This is a genomic window from Desulfocicer vacuolatum DSM 3385 (genome assembly GCF_900176365.1).
Taxonomy (GTDB): domain Bacteria; phylum Desulfobacterota; class Desulfobacteria; order Desulfobacterales; family Desulfobacteraceae; genus Desulfocicer; species Desulfocicer vacuolatum.
The window spans coordinates 138,139-157,377 of record NZ_FWXY01000009.1 but is presented as its reverse complement, the minus strand read 5'-3'; the positions used below and the strand labels follow the sequence as shown (position 1 = coordinate 157,377).

The following is a 19,239-nucleotide window of genomic DNA, read 5'->3' as shown; positions in this document are numbered from 1 at the left end:
CGAAGACTTAAGTGTTTAGTATATATATTAATCCAGAACGAAACAAAGCTATTGTTTAATACCAGAAAACCGACACCAAATAAAACGGCATTCGCACACGCTGATTTTTTTTTTAAAACACAATCTTGGAAATTGCTTCAAAACAGACCAACAATAAAATCACACCACACGTTAACAGGATTCATGTATTTCACGAATAAATTATGGAAAAAATATTCAGAAGCGGTTTAAATTTGACAATCCTGGTCAAATTTAAACAGCAGCAATAAAAAAAACACTGCCATGAAAGCAATTTTTTTAAGGCATGTTTTTTGCATAAGAATAAAAGCATGAAAACTCTAAATCTAAAAAATTTAATATATACTTCATTTATCCTCCTTACATTATCTGGCAATAGCGTATCACACACATATGCTATGAATTCCCAGGAAGACCTTGTCTTTTTCACATCAATCATTAACGAAATAAGGCTTGACCCCTTTTCCAAAGCTGAATCCCTGGGATACGACAGAGTCACTTTAAAAAAGGAAATGCCTTGGCTGGAGGATACATACCCCCCCTACGCTATTGATACATTTTTAAATTTAAAAGCCGCTGCACATAACAGTGCAAATGAGGATATTTCTGAACCTGATTTAACACCAGAGCACGACTATCTTAATACGGATGAAACCGGTGGGGTCATAACTTTTTTAAACTTTCTGTCCTCAAGGGATGCATTCAAAATTATAATTGAAAATATCTTTAAGCAGGAGCTCAACCCGGAAAGAGTCAGCCCACTAAGACTCCTAAGTACTGATTTTCAACTTATGGGTATATCTGTAAGTGCTGGCACTGAAACAATTGATGATTACTGGCGAAATGCATATTTTATTACCATCTGCTTTGGCTCATCCCAACTCAAATCTGAAGCACAACTTCAAACAATGGTAAATCAGGTGAGATGGCAACCATACACTTTAAGACACTATTACGAGATAAGCGATGCAGAATTTTCAGATATCGCCACAAACATTTTTCAAGAGTGGCCAAATATCTACCCTCCACTCATGAGCAACACCTCACTTCAAAAGTCTGCAAAAATCTATTCAAGACAACTGATCAACATAGATAGAGACCCGTCATTGAACCTGAGTAATGACCCTTTTATTCGAGCAACAAACATGGGATACAATGGTTCTGATGTCTCTGAGTCGCATGTCCTGAGGATACACGGACTTAATGATTCTTCTGATCATATTGTCAACACCGCATTCTCGTATCTGATCCGCAAAGAACTTAAATCCACGCTGGAAAACAGAGTTCTTTTTGCTGGATCAGCCAGCGAATCGGGTATCGGAATTACTTTTTTCCCCTACCGAGAGCGTATAAAATTTATCAGCACATCACTAAATGCAGGAACAACCAACTTTGAACAGGAAGATTCCAAATACTCTGATATTTATAGTGTTATATATTCTGACAAAAACAACAACTCCGTATACACAACAGGAGAAGAGTGCAAAGGAGCCTCGGTTACTATTTATAGCAAGCCAGACAATACCGTTGTGAACCGATTTTTCACAGATAACGCCGGACGTTTCATCACAAAAATCATCAACAATCAAGATTATCGTTTTGAGATAGAATATAATGACATCATAAAAATTCTGAATCTAAGGATCAATAAGAGCCTCTTTCTGCCCGTTCAAATACCATCATCAATACCACAAACCGCAAATTGAAGTTGAAATTTCCAATTGTAAATTCCAGACATATAAAAAACAGAGCACATTATCAAAAAAATTTTATAAACAAATGAAAATTCTGTTTATCCACCAAAATTTTCCCGGGCAATATCGCCATTTGGCAAAGGCTGTAGCCACAAATCCCCAAAATCAAGTGGTGGCCATTGGCGAGCAGCGGCCCAATGCAATAAAAATACCGAATATCAAGCAGATGTGGTACAAAAAACCCAGGGAGGCTGGCGACAAAACCCACCCGTATATCAGGGGCTTTGAAGCTAATATTCGCAGGGGACAGACCATCATATCGGTTCTACAGGCACTATCCCAAAAAGGATTCATCCCCGATGTGATTTGTGCACACTCTGGATGGGGGGAAACACTTTTCCTGAAAGACTATTTTCCCCACGTACCCATCATTGGATATTTTGAATTTTATTATCATGGCAAGGGAGCTGATGTGGGGTTTGACCCGGAATATCCATCATCACTGGACGGACTGGCCCGGGTACGAACCAAGAATGCCACCAACCTCTTAAGCCTTGAAGCCTGTGACCACGGCATTGCTCCCACGCTATGGCAAAAACAACAATTCCCCGAAATTTTTCACAACAAAATAAAAGTGATTCACGAAGGAATCAACACAGATATTGTAAAAGAAAATCCCCACATTCGGTTACATTTAAAGACAGCAGGAGTTACCCTAACAAAATCTGATGAGGTCATCACCTTTGTAAATCGCAACCTTGAACCCTACCGAGGATTTCATACTTTTGTACGGGCATTGCCAAAAATTTTAGATTCTCGCCCCAATGCCCATGTGCTGATTATCGGTGGGGATAAAGTCAGCTATGGGAAACAGCTCCCCCAAGGTATGACCTACCGCCAAAAATATTTAAATGAAGTTCAATTTGATCCATCCCGGGTTCATTTTATGGGACAAGTTCCCTACAATCAATTCATTTCCGTTCTCCAGGTATCAGCAGTTCATGTATACTTGACCTACCCCTTTGTTCTTTCCTGGTCTATGTTGGAGGCCATGGCATGCCGATGCTGCCTGGTGGCATCAGCCACGCCCCCTGTCATGGAAGTAATTGAAGACAAGGTCAATGGCCTACTTGTGGATTTTTTCGACTCCAAAGCACTTGTCAAAAAAATAAATGAAGTGCTGGATCACCCCCGACGTTTTGACCAAATACGGGCCAGAGCCCGCCAAACCATTATGGAAAAATATGATTTACAGCGAATTTGCCTTCCAGCCCAATTGAAGTATCTTTATAAAGTACATGAGGACGCCAAATATTTATTAACGTGACTTTACAAATAATTTTATTTAACATACTCATGATTGAACAAGGCCAAAAGGCCTCAACTACCAACGAGACCCAAAGGGCTGGAGCTTTAAGATTGAAACTAATTATTCAGATACCTTGTTATAATGAAGCAGATACACTTGCCACCACACTGGCAGAGCTGCCACGTGAAATGCCCGGTTTTAAGGTGGTAGAATGGTTAATCATTAATGATGGAAGCACCGATGATACTGTGAAAGTCGCAAAAAAAAATGGCGTGGATCACATTGTAAATCATACCCGGAATCAGGGACTGGCCCGTGCTTTCATGACGGGGCTTGACGCGTGTTTGCGCCTTGGAGCGGATATCATAGTCAATACAGATGCTGACAATCAATACAATGGTAGCAATATCCCACAACTCGCCGGACCAGTGCTGGAGGGCAAAGCTGACATTGTTATTGGAAGCCGTCCCATAGGGAGCATCACACACTTTTCACCCGTAAAAAAAATATTACAAAAACTGGGAAGCTGGGTCGTACGGGGTGCCAGCAACACCCACATCACAGACGCCCCCAGTGGCTTCAGAGCCATCCACCGCACTGCTGCCCAACAAATGGTGGTATTCAACGATTACACATATACGCTGGAAACCATCATCCAGGCTGGACAAAAGAATATGGCCATCATTTCTGTACCGATCGAGGTCAATAAAGATCTACGACCATCCCGACTGGTAAAAAGCATTCCATCGTATATCAAACGCAGCATCAGCACGATTATTCGTATTTTTGTAATTTACCGTCCCTTTCGATTCTTTGGATCAATTGGCGCAGCCTTGTTTGCCATTGGTTTGTTAATTGGACTACGATTTCTCTGGTACTACATTCACAATGACGGAGATGGGCATATTCAATCATTAATACTGGCCAGTATTTTAATGGGAATGGGTTTTCAGTCAATTTTAATTGCATTTATTGCAGATCTTCTGGCAGCCAATCGTAAACTTATGGAGGAGGTGCGGTTTAACATAAAGGAAATCACACATATCATGGCAAAAAAAAGTATCGGAAGCCAACAGAATGAGTGAATCCAAACTGAAAGTATCCCTCCCACCCCATCAAAGCAGAAACAACATGAAAATTTCAGGTGGAATTAAAGAAAACGGAATTATCATTGGAAATACCTATGACAAATACGGTTCGCAAAACCCCATTGTCCAATGGATGATGACAAATTTTAAATCTGCCCTGTCCGAACTGGTTAGCATGGCTTCTCCCAACACCATCCATGAAATCGGGTGTGGTGAAGGGCACTGGGTGTTAAATTGGAACAAACAAGGATTTCTTGCCCGTGGCAGTGACTTCTCAGAAAAAATAATTGAGATTGCCCGTAAAAATGCAAGCACCCATGGAGTCCCACCCAGTATCTTCACGCCGCGCAGCATATATGATATTAAACCACACCGTGACAGTGCAGACCTGCTCGTATGCTGCGAAGTGCTTGAACACCTGGAAAAACCGGAAGCTGGCCTTTACGCACTTCAATGTGTGACCACAAAGCACATCATAATAAGTGTTCCCCGTGAACCCATATGGTGCTTTCTCAATCTGATCCGTGGCAAATATCTTCATCAATGGGGCAACACCCCCGGGCATATCCAACACTGGTCCCACAAACAATTTATCCAGCTTGTGAGTAATTATTTTCATATTGTGAAAATCAAGGCTCCCCTCCCCTGGATTATGCTGCTCTGCCGCATGAAATGAGAAGCAAGATTACCATGCCAACACCAACCAAACGATGGCTGCACATTGTTGGAGGCGCCTTGGGCTTTATGGGGGTGGCTTTTGTTGCTGTGCGACTGGGCAGCTATGCCCATGTAATCAATTTTACACGCTTCAATCCCATCTCCATTCTTTTAATTGTCCTTCTCACATTGATCTATGGTGCTGGCAACATATTACTGGCACAGGCATGGTGGTGTCTGCTCTCTTTTCTTGATAAAAAAATAGCAAAAAACCGGGCCATAAAAATTTATGGCATATCCCAACTTGCCAAATATGTTCCAGGAAACATTTTTCACCTGGCAGGCAGACAGGCAATGGGTATGGCGGCAGGAGTAACAGCGGAGATACTTTTAAAATCGACTCTGTGGGAGCTGACTTTGATTACCCTTGCCGGTGCATTGTTCAGTCTATTGGTACTCCCATTGCTGTGGCCTGCTGTATCCATCTTTGCGGCAATAACAATCTTTGCAGTATTGGTAATTGGATGCGTCAGAGCAATGAACCATTTTCTTTCCCATCTCCTTGGAACAGCAATGATTCTGCAAATTATATTTTTGGCTATATCTGGTTTTATTTTCATTTCAGTAATATTGATTATTAACCCACAGGCCATATCTCCTGCCATGTTTATTACCCTGTGTGGTGCCTATGTTGTTGCGTGGTTAGGAGGTCTTATTACACCTGGCGCACCTGCCGGTGCCGGGATTCGAGAAATGATATTACTATTTTTACTTGACGGAGGAGTTGCACAGGTTGATCTGCTTTTAGCCGTGGTGCTGGGCCGCATGATAACTGTATTGGGAGATCTTCTCTTTTTCACGATTACCTTTAAATATTTCAATGGAGAAGCAACATGGACCGAGCGCTTATAAATGGAATCAATCTGGGAACGCTTTTATTATCCATGACGGCCCTTTTGTTTGTATTAATGGTTAATGGCGCTCTTCCCTTCTTTTCAATGCCGACACTTGGACAGGCGATCTGGTCAACCGGATTTTCCCAATCATTCCTCAATGAATCCATCTTCAATATTTATGCCAATAATTTTGGTGCCCCCCAGCCTGCAGCCATGGCCTTTGGCCTGGCAGGAGCTTGGCCCACTGCCATTTTTATGCGCCTTGGCTTCCATCCTGCAGATGCATACGCGTCCATGATTGCACTGTGGTTAACCATTGCTTTTTTCTCTGCATATAAAATTGGACGTTACTTTTCGGTGCACCCCGTCCATTCATTGATAGGGGCCACTGCCTGGGGAACAACGCCTGTTATTTGGGCCCACTCCAGCTATTCCATGCTTTCAACGGGAATTGCCCTGCTGCCGTTCTATTTTCTCGCAGCACTTTATCTGTTTTACCCACAAGCCCCGTTGCCAAAACCCGGCAGACTGTCCATTTTAAGGACAACGGGGTGCTATCTGACTGTGTGCACAATCGCCATATTCATGGACGGTTATAGCTTTATGATGTTTGCTGTGGGCACAAGCCTTTTGGGGACATCACTATTTATCATCCGTGCAATCCCCAGGGGACACCTGCTCCACATCTCCTGCCCCATTCATTTTTTGGGCCTGGGGCTTTCCTATCTTCTCTTTGTTCTCTACATCGGCAAAACCCATTTCACTCCATCCCCATTGACTTTTTTCAGAGGCTGGGGTGTGGATGTCACATTTATGTTTATTCCAACAAAAGGACTGCACTGGTTGCTGGATCTTATGGGTGGAAGTGTCTCCCGATCAGGAAAAAACTTTTTCGGCGATGCTTCCGTGTGGATAACCTCATTCTCTGCACCTGTTATTTTCGGGGCCATATGGGCAACCTGGTGCACTTCTGTCAAAAAAAATATTGCCATTGCATTTATCATTATCTCTCTATTTGGATTTTATATGGCATTGGGACCTTCGTTGAAAATAAATTCTAAAAAACCGGTAGAAAAAAACATTGGCGGAGCAATGGAAAAAAAATATGCCATCGCCCCAACGGGCTCTGCTTTACTTTCAAAACACCTGCCTGGTTTTAATAATATGAGGGCAAGTTATCGCTGGGGAGCCCTGGGTGTTTTTGGTGCCTGGTGTTTACTGATTCTGGCAATGGCAAAAAAAAACAAACAAAGAAATATCCACACGGCTGTTTTTATAATGATCATTGTCATGATTTTAAATATTCCCAATTTACCACTAAAGCTCAAGCACTATGTCAATTGCCGCAAAATGTTCCATGGAATTGAATCAGAATTTGTGGAAAAAATGCGAACAGTCCTGACTCCTGGAGAAAAAGTTGCCTTTCTTCCCTGGCGAAATGATTTCCTGGTCAACTATACAGCATCCCGTTTAAACATTATCACCTATAATGTGGGTGGTGACAAAAACTTCACAGCTGCAAGACAGCACTGGCCGGAAACCATGCGGCAATTTCCCATGGCAAAAGTGGACGACCATTTTTTTGAACGTCTTAAGCTTATGTTTAAAAAAAATGAAGCGGATGTAATTATTCTGCCTTATATTGACCTGCTGTGGGCTGCTCACAAATGGCCATATCCCATTGAATTAAAAAGAGCGTTATCTTCTGTGATTTCAAAACTATATATTTCAAATGCCGTGAATGTGACAGAATATAAATATTATGCCGTTGTTCGTCCAATTCTAAAACCTTAAAAAAGTCCAATACCCTTAAAAAATAAAACATCAATGGAAAAACCTGCTCCCCACAAAATTTCAAAAAAAGGTCTCACTTTATAAGCATTGCACCCGGCAATATTTTCTGTTAACTATTCTCTTTATGAAACATGCGCTCAGCATACAATAAACAGCCTATAAACTGATGCAGGAGAGTTGTCTTGAAAAATAAATTTATCGCCGGATACTGTCTTTTTATATTATTTATAACCGTTGCCACCCCCTTCCAGGGGAGGGCAGAGATATTTTCCCTGAAGCAAAGCATCGAATATGGCATAAAGCACAGTCCTTTGATTCAGGGTGAAAAAATTCGTATTGACCAGGCGGAAATGGATATAAAATCTTTGAGAGGACATTTTTTACCTACCATTTCAACAAGTTACTCCCACTCTAAAATTATCAACGAATACTCTTCAGGTAACACAGATGAAGACTATATTGATCAAAAAAATTCCGTTGCAGGTTTAAAAATAAATCAGACATTGTTTGCGGGTTTTGAGAATAAAAATCGTTTTGACAAGGCAAAATTACAAAAAGCATACCAAAAAGCCATGGTGAATTTACAAAAAATAGACCTGGTGAATCAAATCCGTACCTTTTACTTTGAACTACTGAAAACACGGTACGATGTCTCATCCATCACCCAAAGTATTAAAAGACTGGAAACAGATCTGGCTTCGGCCAAGGCCTTCAGTGCTAAGAAAATGGCAGCCTATGTGTATGTTCTCCAGGCAGAAGCAGACCTGGAAGAGGCAAAGCAACAACTTCTAAATACAAACATTCTTATTTACAAACACACCCAACGGCTCAAACGCTTGCTGGGTCTGTCCCAGGATGTGAATTTTACAAATCACATTACCTTTGACGATGAATTTGAAACACCCCGGCATGATGATGTGGGCTTGGACATTACCCAATGCATTGAAGAGGCCATGACAAATCGACCAGAGATAAAACTTCTTTTGTTGAAAATAGAAATGGCATCTAAGGACGCTGCCATTTCAAAGGGACGATACTATCCAAGAATAAATCTTGATCTTGGACTCTATGACTCTGATAAGCAATATGACAAAACCAGTTCATCCTATCAGGATCAACATAACACATACTGGAGCGCTGGCATCTCAGTTCAGATGAATTTGTTTGACGGTGGTTCTGCTTTTTATGAAAATAAGCGCCACCATCTTGAAATACAACGCATTAAAACAGACTCACACCAGATTGAAATGGAAATAAAAGAGGAGGTGGGGGTGGCTTTCCATGCACTGGAAGAGAGTTTAAAACGCCTTGTATCTGTGGAAAATGCGCTGCTTGCATCCCAGGAAGGGTATGAACGCCAGAAAAAACGATTCAATGCACGCATTGGCACCACATCCCAGGTACTGGATGCCCAGGCCACACTGGCACGATCTGAAGCAAGAAAAGGGCAGGCACTGCTGGATTATCAAATGAGCCTGGCAGAACTTTACGACGCCATGGGATTGACAACAATGCCAATGCCATCTGCCCGTGGATGGTCAAATTAAACCAGCTGTGGACAAATTAAACCAGCAACACCAATAAACATTCCTGTCAGGCGGAGCAATTTTTATTTTTTTATACCCCCCCTTTATTTTTGCACAATTCATTGGCAAGGTTGATGAATTTTTATATTTATCCACAAAAAAACAACAAAATTATTTTTTTAAAAAATTAAGTATGCTATATATCCATTAAAGTAACCGACGTATCAATAAAACCCTCTCAAATTTTAAGCAATATCTTAAGAATAATAAAGAGATATACAATCTCTGCAATCCATTTACCCAAAAACCATCAGCAATGTATTATTCTTCTATTTTATTGGTTCACCCCAAAAATATATTATAATACAACATCATGGTTAATAATGGTCAAAATGATTATGAAGAAGGACTACGTACAAAAACATTAAAACCCCACACAATCTATAAAGTGGCATACAAATTGCTTTGATGGTTTGCTACTTAATTAGAATATTCGTGTTCTATATACGGATAATATTTTTTAAAAGCTGCAGGGCAAAAGCCTCTGCAAACCTTAACTAAAATTTTCCTAAGGGAGGAAAGAATGGAAACAGGTTTAACTCAAACACAGGTATCTGAACTTTATGTTGCAATCTTCGGAAGATCTTCTGAAGGTGAAGGGAATGCATATTGGCAGACAAACCAGGCTGACCGTGTCAGCACAGCCGAAGTGATGCTGACAACAAGTGCTGCCATCGATTATTTTGATGGTGCACTGGACAATGATCAAGATTTCATTGAGCATATTTATGAAAATACTCTGGGTAAAACCATTGAAGATGATCCCGAGGGTATTGCCTATTGGGTGAATGAGCTGGCTCCTGTCGCAGAAGGCGGTAAAGGAAAATCCAGAGGCCAGGTTATTGTGGATCTTATTGATGCCATCACCGATCCAGAAAATGCCGGAGATGCCCAGGATCAATTTGCCAACAGAGTTGAAGTCTCCAATTATGTGGCTGATAATATTGATGATTTTGACTCCTATGGCTATGATTATTTCATCAACCTCAACGACAGTGTCGACAATACAGAAGACAGTGTGGATGCTGCCACTGATCAAGTTGATGCTTCTGTGCAGGCAGGAAATGCCATTGAATTAACCGCAGATACAGATATCATGACTGGAAATTCTTTCCATGCCGGTCTTGGTTATAACCCCGGTGGTACAGATCGGATCAATTATCTGCAGGATGAAGATATCCTCACCGGCGAAGGTCTTAATCCTGTATTAACTGCTGAGCTGGGTAATTCAAACGACAATGGCGATGACACTGTGGGTCCCTTACTTAACGGCATTGAAGTTGTTAATGTCGCCTTCACCGGATCTGGTGACGCTGCCGTTGACCAACTGGATCTCCAGGGAGCCAGAGGCCTCACCGATGCCATCAATATCACACGCATTAACGATGGTATTCAAAAAGCCACCATCGACAACATCAATGATATTCCTGTGGAACTTTCCATTGCTAACTCCGGTCAGGAAGAGCAGGATGTTGAATTTGCATTTGATGACGATGCCGTAAGCGGTGCTGCAGACAGCGTACAATTGACCCTTAACGATGTCGATCTCAATGAATTGATCATCCAGGAACGTTCTGAAGTCCGTGCAGCCAATAATGGTATTGAAACCATTAACCTTGTTTCTGAGTTCAGCGCCAATGCCGTTGACCAGTTCATTGCTGAAGATCTCCAGGCCCTTAATATCAGTGGTAATGCCGATCTGACCCTTGGACAGGAAGATATCATCTACGGCCCTGAAATTGAAGAAGCCATTGCCTACGCACCGGCTCTGGAAAATGTAGCAGGTTCCCTGGAAACCATTAATGCCACTGGTTTCACCGGCGATCTTGACATCACTTTGGGCGCAGAGCTCAATGCCGTCAAAGACGGTACCACCAATGATTTCATTAACATGGTTGTTACAGGTGGTGAGGGAGATGATATCTTCCGTCTCATTGACGGGATAGACCTGGAAGCTGGTGCAGCTGCAGGTGATACCATTGACGGCGGTGCCGGAGACAACACACTGGTACTTCTTGGAAATCATAATGTTCTTGGTGGTTCAGATATCATGAACGTCCAGAACCTTGAAATCCGCACAGGCCATGATGCAGATGCTGCTGCCGATGTTGTAACTGTGGATGCAGATGCCTTTGATTCCCTGGCATCCATCTGGGTACGCAATGAAGGTTCCAATGGCGTGGATACCGTATTTGAAGAAGACATGACCGTTAATCTTAATGACCTGACCGCAGAACAGGCCCAGGCCATTACCATTGTCCACGGTACTTCTGACAACAACGGTGTTACAGATAACATTCTTAATGTAAATCTTAAGGATGCCACTGGAGCAGCTGACCTTGTTGCCGTAACTGTGGAAGACGACGTCAATGCAGATCCCAGATTTAACTTCACCCTTTCCACACCAGATGTGGAAAATGTGACCATCCATGACAATGATACCGAATCCAACACCATCGCTCTGGAAGATGTTAACGATATCACCGGCACCCTGACAATCACAGGTGGTGATGGCACCAACTTTCTGAACCTGGATACCACCACTGCTGGTGGAAATGGCGGTCTCTATCAGTACAACGTGGATGGATATGGTGATGCACCTGGAACAGCCGCAGCCAATGGTCAGATTTTTGATTGGAGTGGTGAGGCAGATCAAGTTCGCGTTATTGCACAGACCATTGATGCTTCCACATCCACTGCAGATGTCGTGGTTCGGGTAAGCAATGCCGCTCTGGAAGAAAATGGTGGACAGAATATCATGATGGGCTTTGGAGATGACACAGTGATCTTTGATGCTCTGGATGAAGTGGATGCTGGCCTTACTGTTCGCGATACTGTTGTTGGTGGCGAAGGAACAGATACCCTTGTCATTGATGGAGACCTCCTTAATGATGATGTGATCCATATTGGTCCTTCCGAGACTCTCAATGTAAGTGGCTTTGAGAATCTTCGTTTTGTAAACGGAAGTTCTTACGAATTGGTTCTGAGCAACAACCTCATTGATAACAACCAGGATGCCAATGGTTATCTGAACATCATCAATGACCATGATCCTGTTAATGATAGACCTGGGGCACCTGATACCTATAATGGTGTAAATCAGGTGGAAACTGACATTGTCATTGACGCCACTGGCCTGGAAATCGGTCGTCACTTTACCTACAATGGTGAAGAGGGCATATCCCAGACCAGAGATCGCTTCATCTTTGATGAAGACAATGATGCCCCGACCCTTGATGGGGACCAGATTATTGACGGTGGTGCCACCGATAATATGCCTGCAGTTCACGTAAACTATGGTATCTGGAATGTGGATGAAGATTTCACCGTGGATTGGTTTGAAATGGGCACCGGCAACTGGGATATTCTTGAAATCCAGAATGATGCCCAGTTGAGCCTCAACGATCTTGGAAACATCAAAAATGTTGGAACAATTCTTTTCAACGGAACAGAAGCCACTCCCCAGCAGCTCACTGTGGTATTGAATGATACTATTGTGGATAATATGGTGGACAGCTACCATGCTGCCACTGTGGACGAGTCAGAAAGACTGTTTATCCTGACACAGGATCCAACCAGCTTTGATGATCCCAATGATAATGCTGCACCTGCATCCCTTAACATTGATGCACGGGCACTCACAGGACAGAGTGCTTTAACTGTGGTCAGTGATGATGAAAATATCACTTTTGACGAAACCTCCTTTGCCAATGATATTGTCAGAATCTCTGCAAGAGATGAAGGTGGAAATCACTACATTGACCTTCAGGATTGGGATATCTGGCCTGATGAAGATTTTGATGATGAAACCCTCATTGCTCCTGCCGGTCCCGATGATCTGCTCTGGGTTTATGATGGCAACTCAAACCAGAATGCGTCACTTATCATTGGATGGGGAGATGACTTCCTCAACTATGGTGGTACTGTTACAGACACGTTGCGCGGTATTGAAAATTACAATTTTACCCAGTATTCAGGTGATGTATTTGTTAACTCCAGCCAGAACTTTGGCAATGCTGGCTACTTCATCAGCGAAGAGTTCATCATGGGTGTTGGCGATGATGAAGTCTGGGCAGGTGCTGGACAGGATCTTGTAAATGGCGGTGGCGGAGATGATTCCATCTACGGTGGCGGTCACAGTGATACCCTGATCGGTGGCGATGGCGATGACCTTATTTTTGGTGGAGCCAGCTTTGATGTCATCACCGGCGATGGCGGAAACGATGAGCTCTACGGTGGCCAGGGCTGGGATAACATCCGCGGTGGCGACGGAGACGATCAGATTTCCGGTGGAGAAAACTCAGATGATCTTTTTGGAGATGATGGAGACGATCTCATTTGCGGTGGATTGAATTCCGACGACATCACCGGTGGTCTGGGCTCAGACACAATGATCGGTGGTGATGGGGATGGTAACGCCGTAGACAATGATTACACTGGTAACACCCTTTGGAATGGTATTCCCAATGGCGTTCCTGTTGGCGGAACCACGGATGTATTCCACATTACCAATGGTGACAGTGGCCTTACCACAGCAACGGCTGATGTAATTTCTGACTTTTTCGGTTTACAGGTGGCCAATCCAGCCAATCAGCAACCTGGAAATGGTGAAGACAAACTGGATCTGGACGTGGCTGGTGTGAGTAAATTCAGTGGTCAGCATAATTTTGTAGTAATGGATGCAAATACCACAAACACCAACCAGATCAACAATGTTGAGCTGGCAGTACAATTTGCTAACAACCTCACTGGTGCTGGAAATAGTTTTGACGGATCTATCCACTACATTTATGTTTATGACTCACAAGTAGATGGTGGTGGTGTTCTGCCCTATGACAGCTATCTGGTTGTCGATGCAGACCTTGATGGTGCAGCTGATTATGCCATCACTTTTACAGGCCTTGGTGATGATCGACAAGGTGTTGTTGCAGAAGATATTGTCTAACACAAGAATTACCATTTAACTCAGTTTAAATTTGTATATTTCATATATTTTGAATGAGTTAAAAATAATTAGATAATAAAAAACAAGCCCCCTGGAATTGAATTATCCAGGGGGCTTATTTTATTTAGAGAAATTAGTTGTGTGCTTAAAGGTTTAACGTACAGTTCGTATTCCTCGCCATTTCCGCCTACAAGGAAAAACAAATGAGGGGATTTTTTTACCCGTCAATTTAACCTTGAAAAAGCACCGGCCACATAGGTTAATACTGGGTGCTAAAACAGGGCATAAATAAATGGCGCAATCACCGATCCCTGGGAAAAAAAAGCCAAAGAACCAACCAGTAACATCAATATCAACACAGGGGCCAACCAGAATTTTTTCCGAGCAACCATAAACTCCCACAGATCTTTCATCAACTCCCACATCAGTATATTTTCTCCATATATTCAATTCTTCTCCCATTGGAGCTCTTTTTCCAATGGGAGTCATGCACACCATTACGTTTGAAAGTCCTCTCCATGGTATCTTTACCCAGGACTTTAAGTACAATGGCCATGGGGGTAATAAATAAATAAAACACAAGGGTAAGTATAACCGTTGTGTTTAATATTCCCAAAACACGTCCCACGGCCATCCAGGGAGCATGAATAAAACGCAAGCCTTCAGGCCAAACCATCCCCCAGCAGACCAGCAATCCTGCGACAACCCAGGGCCAGGCTTTCATCAATATGACTCCCCCTCTTAAAAGAGGCCATAAAACCCCAAAGAGTATGAGGACAAACAAAGCCATGAGAAAGGCAAAGTGTCTATAGTCACGACGGGTCAACGATTGCTCATGCATTTTAATGTCTCCTTTTTTCCATGGGATTCCAATTGAACTCTCACAAATAAGCAATTTTTCATCAACCAAATTTATAAATCATAAATTTCATTTACCAGGAAAAGGCTACTCAATCAGGAGAGAATTGTGATGCCCATGTGCGGAATCCACCTTTCTGGGATTGTTTTTTTTTGCTAAGTAAAACATTCTCCATCACAAGATAATCCATTTCAGTTCCCATAAAGCAGGCATAAGCATCTTCTGGAGAACAGACAATGGGCTCTCCTCTTACGTTAAACGAGGTATTGATGAGCACCGGGCATCCGGTGAGATTTTTAAAATGGTCAAGAATCTTCCAGTAAAAGGGGCTTGTCTCCTGGTTAACGGTCTGCACCCGGGCCGAGTAATCCACATGAGTAACGGCGGGTATGCCGGATCGTTGTGCTTTGAGTTTTTCCATGCCGAATTGATTTTTCTGGGAAGGGCTCATGGAAATCTGTTTCTCTTTTTGAATCCGGGCCACCAGCAGCATATAAGGACTCTCACCGGGAAGATCAAACCACTCTGCCGCATCCTCCTTTTTCACCGAAGGGGCAAAGGGGCGAAAGGATTCCCGATTCTTAATTTTCAAATTGAGAATGGACTGCATTTTGGAACTGCGGGGGTCGGCAATAATGGAACGTCCCCCCAAGGCCCTGGGCCCAAACTCCATGGCTCCCTGGAACCACCCCACCACGTTACCCTGGTCAATGAGTAGAGCAAGGCGTGAAAGCAGGGTCTCTTCATCCAGTATTTGGTACGTGGCACCGATATTGTCAAGATATGCAGTAACATCCCGGGTTCCATAGGCGGGTCCCAGACGGGCCCCCCTCATTTTGTCCTTTCCCGGGGTGGTTGTGCGTTGATGCCCAAGGTATTCATGCCACAAGGAAAAAGCCGCCCCCACTGCCCCTCCTGCATCACTTGCAGCAGGTTGTATCCAGATCTTTTTAAAAAGATTGGATTCCAAAAGTTTGCCATTGGCCACACAGTTCAGGGCCACACCTCCGGCCATACAAAGGTAATCCACATCCAATTCCCTGCGGATATGGGATGCCATGGAGAGAAGAACCTCTTCCATAACCACTTGAATGGATCGGGCAAGATCCATCTCTTTCTGGGTGATGGGAGATTCCGGTGTCCGTGGGGGTCCTCCAAAGAGTTGGGCAAATCGCTGGTTGGTCATGGTCAACCCAACGGCATAGTTGAAGTATGCCATATTGAGTTGAAAGCTGCCGTCCGGTTTAACATCTATTAAATTCTCATAAATGTGTTTCACATAACGGGGCTCTCCATAGGGAGCAAGCCCCATGAGTTTATATTCACCGGAGTTAACCCGGAAACCGGTGTAATAGGTGAATGCCGAATAAAGCAAGCCCAGAGAATGGGGAAAATGAATCTCCCACATCGGATCAAGGACATTACCGTCTCCCTGCCACACAGAGGTGGTGGCCCACTCCCCCACACCATCCACACACAAAACAGCAGCCCGGTCAAAGGGGGACGGGAAAAATGCAGAGGCTGCATGGGCCTGGTGGTGTTCCGTAAACATAAGTGGGGGCAGTGATTTTTCGTTTATGTGGGAAAGGGCACTGAGGGATTTTCTCAACTGCTGCTTGAGAAACAATTTTTCCTTTAACCACACCGGCATGGATGTTAAAAAAGAGCGCAGCCCCCTGGGAGCATAAGCAAGATAAGTTTCCAAAAGCCTTTCAAATTTGATCAGGGGTTTATCGTAGAACACCACATAATCCACATCCCCCAGTGTAATTCCCTGGGAAGAGAGGCAAAATCGAATGCTTTGCTCTGGAAAAGAGGGATCGTGCTTGATCCGGGAAAATCGTTCTTCCTGGGCCGCAGCCACAAGCTCTCCATCCACCAGTAGGGCTGCGGCACTGTCGTGGTACCATGCTGAAATCCCAATGATATTCATGGCAGAGTCCCTCCTTTGGATTGGGTTTCATGCAGCAGGGGTAAAAGCTGTCCGTATACATCCCGGGCCATGATTTTGTTTCCTTGGGAAGTGGGATGCAATGCATCCAGAAACAACGATTTTTGATGCAGATATCGAATATCAACCCCATGGGAAAACACAGGTATACCATGGCGGGAAGCCACATGGGTCAATGCTTTTAAATAACGATGGGCCGTGGCAATAAAAAAAGAACGGGAGTATCGAACATGGAACTCATTAAGACCTGATTCCGGCATATGATCTGCATCAAATGGAGGTGAAACAAAGGCCAGTGGTATCTTGTTTCTTTGGCACAGCAAAATCATCTGTTCAATATTTTTCTCATATTGATCCAGGGCTGCGGGATTAAATCTATCCACTGCTTTTTCTTTGCTGCCGGCACCCATTATCAAAATCCGGGCCAGGCACGAATGGTCCACAATCCAGGACATCCAACCTGGCGGTTTCTGGTACACAAGAATATCCGGGTGCCAGTTGCCGATGGTGGAGTACCAGATATCATTCCAAAGGATATTAATTAAAATCCACTGGGCATTAATGACGTCACCTGTCACTATTTCCTGTAAATAAGCCAATGTCTGGCTGGAGGTATAAGAAGGAACGCCACCGTTTATTACCTGAACGTTCTCGCCAGGGCCAAATGCCTGCATTAAGAAATAGGGAAATGTTTCATATTCCCCCACACCCCACCCAAAGGTGGTGGACTCCCCCAACGTAACTATTTGAATTTTCTTGTCCAGTGTCCCTGGAAATTCCTGACCCCGAAATCCATGCTGATTAATGTGATATAATGGGCCAGTATAGCCCGGTTTCAGTGCAAAACCACGAACTTTGTCAGGAACAACAAATGGTCTGCCCCGGGTACGTAAGGTTTCATCATTAAAAATGGGCTGTACATTTTTCCGGGGTACCAGCAAGCGGGCCCCCATTTCAACAGCCAGCAGCATCAGCAGCAGGACAGCTGCATTTACACAAAAAATATAAACGATTTTTTTCACAAGATTATTGTTTCCAATGGCGTTTATACAGGAGAGTAACAAAATGAGCAGTATTCACTGGTTCCAGAGACCACGGGTGAGCCATCACCCTTCCCTCATGGCTCGGTCAGCATTGATAAGCAAAGGGCCCAAAATATAGCTGATGACACTTCTTTCCTTGGTGGTGATATAACATGCTGCCGGCATACCCGGAGAAAGGTAGGCATTATTTTGTTCCAGAACCGCCGAATCCACCTCCACATGAACGCTGTAGAAGCTCACCATTCCCATGGCAGTCCGCTCCGTTTCAAGATCTGCAGCCACATAGGTAACCACACCTGGCACCGGTGGGGTGGAGTCCCTGTCAAAGGCGCTGAGCTGCACCTTGGTGGCCTGCCCTTTTTGCACCCGGGTGATGTCCTGGGGATTGACCCTTGCTCGAATAATCAGTTTGGAGTCTGTTGGTATAATATCAAGTAACGGCATGCCCGGAGAAATGACACCGCTGTCTTCAGAGTGAACCTGCATATTAATCACCTCGCCACTGATGGGGGCACGAACAGTTAAGCGCTTTTGCGTATCCGTTGCCGGGCGAATCTGTTCTTTTAACTCAAAAATGATGTCCTTGGTCTTTCCCAGCTGGGTGATGGCCTGCTCTTTGTACTGATTTTTTATATCAACCATGCGAAGCTTATATTCTTCTATCATCTGCCGATATTCAGCCATGTCCTGGTGCAACCGTCCCCGGCGCCCCTGGTGCTCAGCAAGACGTCGCTGGAGCTCCATGATCTCTGGTTTTCCCATGTAGTTTTCCTGGAAAAGGGTTTTTTTAACCGTAAGTTCTTCCTCCAGGTTGGCAATAATAATCTTCTGGGTTCCAAACTCTTCATTGGCCCCCTCAATGCGGTTTTTCAACTGTTTGATCTGGGATTCATATAAAGATATTTTGCCTTTCATATCTGAACGGCGGGATACAAAAATATCATTTTCCGCTTTTATAATCTTGGCCACATTGGTGTCTGTCTGCTGTAAATTCAATTCTGGAGACCAGATAATTTTTTTGGCCATGATCACCTCGGCGCTGAGACGATCCTGCTCTGCCAGCTTGGCATTGAGGCGCCCCTTCAGGAGCTCTACATTTGCCTCCACCTTGATACTTTTCAATTTGATGAGAATATCTCCCTTTTGAACCCGATCTCCCTCCTGCACAAGAATCTCATCAATAATTCCACCCTCCAGATGCTGAACGGTTTTTCGTTCGCCAGAAACTTTCACCGTACCCGGGGCAATCACAGCTCCTTGAAAGGGAAAATAAACAGACCACGCGGCAATTCCCCCAAAAAAACAAAAAATAACCACCAAACCGGCAACAATGAACGGCGTGGGGCTGGTATTCAATACAATATCTTTATCTGCAATTACATTCTTTTCAGTCATTGTT

At 43.7% G+C, this 19,239-nt stretch carries 13 protein-coding genes; 8 read left to right on the top strand and 5 right to left on the bottom strand.

The annotated features are described in order from the left end of the window. The first annotated feature begins 416 nt into the window (after positions 1-416). The 8 genes from B9A32_RS10165 to B9A32_RS10130 all read left to right on the top strand — a co-directional run bounded on the left by B9A32_RS10165 (position 417) and on the right by B9A32_RS10130 (position 13,987). Positions 417-1,724 (top strand): hypothetical protein, encoded by a 1,308-nt coding sequence (locus B9A32_RS10165; protein ID WP_212637890.1) that lies wholly within the window; start codon positions 417-419, stop codon positions 1,722-1,724. Between the two features lie 121 nt (positions 1,725-1,845). Further along, complete coding sequence (locus B9A32_RS10160) at positions 1,846-3,039, top strand: glycosyltransferase family 4 protein (protein WP_212637889.1); 1,194 nt, start codon at positions 1,846-1,848, stop codon at positions 3,037-3,039. A 29-nt stretch (positions 3,040-3,068) separates the two neighbouring features. Next, entirely contained in the window at positions 3,069-4,106 is a 1,038-nt protein-coding gene (locus tag B9A32_RS10155) for a glycosyltransferase family 2 protein (protein WP_212637888.1), read from the top strand. Continuing rightward, complete coding sequence (locus tag B9A32_RS10150) at positions 4,099-4,785, top strand: class I SAM-dependent methyltransferase (RefSeq protein WP_212637887.1); 687 nt, start codon at positions 4,099-4,101, stop codon at positions 4,783-4,785. The genes B9A32_RS10155 and B9A32_RS10150 overlap by 8 nt, the downstream gene beginning before the upstream one ends. A gap of 170 nt (positions 4,786-4,955) precedes the next feature. Next, positions 4,956-5,678, top strand: a complete 723-nt coding sequence (locus tag B9A32_RS10145; protein WP_139795781.1) for a hypothetical protein — start codon at positions 4,956-4,958, stop codon at positions 5,676-5,678. Further along, on the top strand, positions 5,660-7,456 hold the full coding sequence (locus tag B9A32_RS10140) for a hypothetical protein (RefSeq protein ID WP_084069030.1): 1,797 nt from the start codon (positions 5,660-5,662) through the stop codon (positions 7,454-7,456). Before B9A32_RS10145 ends, B9A32_RS10140 begins: the two co-directional genes overlap by 19 nt. 182 nt (positions 7,457-7,638) lie before the next feature. Then, positions 7,639-9,003 carry a TolC family protein gene (locus B9A32_RS10135; RefSeq protein ID WP_084069027.1) on the top strand — a complete coding sequence of 455 codons (1,365 nt, stop codon included), beginning with the start codon at positions 7,639-7,641 and terminating at the stop codon, positions 9,001-9,003. Between the two features lie 562 nt (positions 9,004-9,565). Then, complete coding sequence (locus tag B9A32_RS10130; protein WP_084069024.1) at positions 9,566-13,987, top strand: calcium-binding protein; 4,422 nt, start codon at positions 9,566-9,568, stop codon at positions 13,985-13,987. Between the two features lie 272 nt (positions 13,988-14,259). Here B9A32_RS10130 and B9A32_RS22530 read toward each other — a convergent pair whose 3' ends face one another. From B9A32_RS22530 to B9A32_RS10110, 5 genes are all read right to left on the bottom strand, one after another. Continuing rightward, a complete protein-coding gene (locus tag B9A32_RS22530; protein ID WP_408607031.1) occupies positions 14,260-14,400 on the bottom strand; it encodes a DUF5989 family protein in 141 nt (46 codons plus the stop codon). Between the two features lie 11 nt (positions 14,401-14,411). Then, positions 14,412-14,828, bottom strand: a complete 417-nt coding sequence (locus B9A32_RS10125; protein ID WP_084069022.1) for an SxtJ family membrane protein — start codon at positions 14,826-14,828, stop codon at positions 14,412-14,414. 109 nt (positions 14,829-14,937) lie between these two features. Beyond that, complete coding sequence (locus B9A32_RS10120) at positions 14,938-16,779, bottom strand: carbamoyltransferase family protein (protein ID WP_084069019.1); 1,842 nt, start codon at positions 16,777-16,779, stop codon at positions 14,938-14,940. Then, positions 16,776-17,819, bottom strand: a complete 1,044-nt coding sequence (locus B9A32_RS10115) for an SGNH/GDSL hydrolase family protein (protein WP_139795780.1) — start codon at positions 17,817-17,819, stop codon at positions 16,776-16,778. Before B9A32_RS10115 ends, B9A32_RS10120 begins: the two co-directional genes overlap by 4 nt. 84 nt (positions 17,820-17,903) lie before the next feature. Then, complete coding sequence (locus tag B9A32_RS10110; protein WP_084069013.1) at positions 17,904-19,235, bottom strand: HlyD family type I secretion periplasmic adaptor subunit; 1,332 nt, start codon at positions 19,233-19,235, stop codon at positions 17,904-17,906. Between the last annotated feature and the right edge of the window lie 4 nt (positions 19,236-19,239).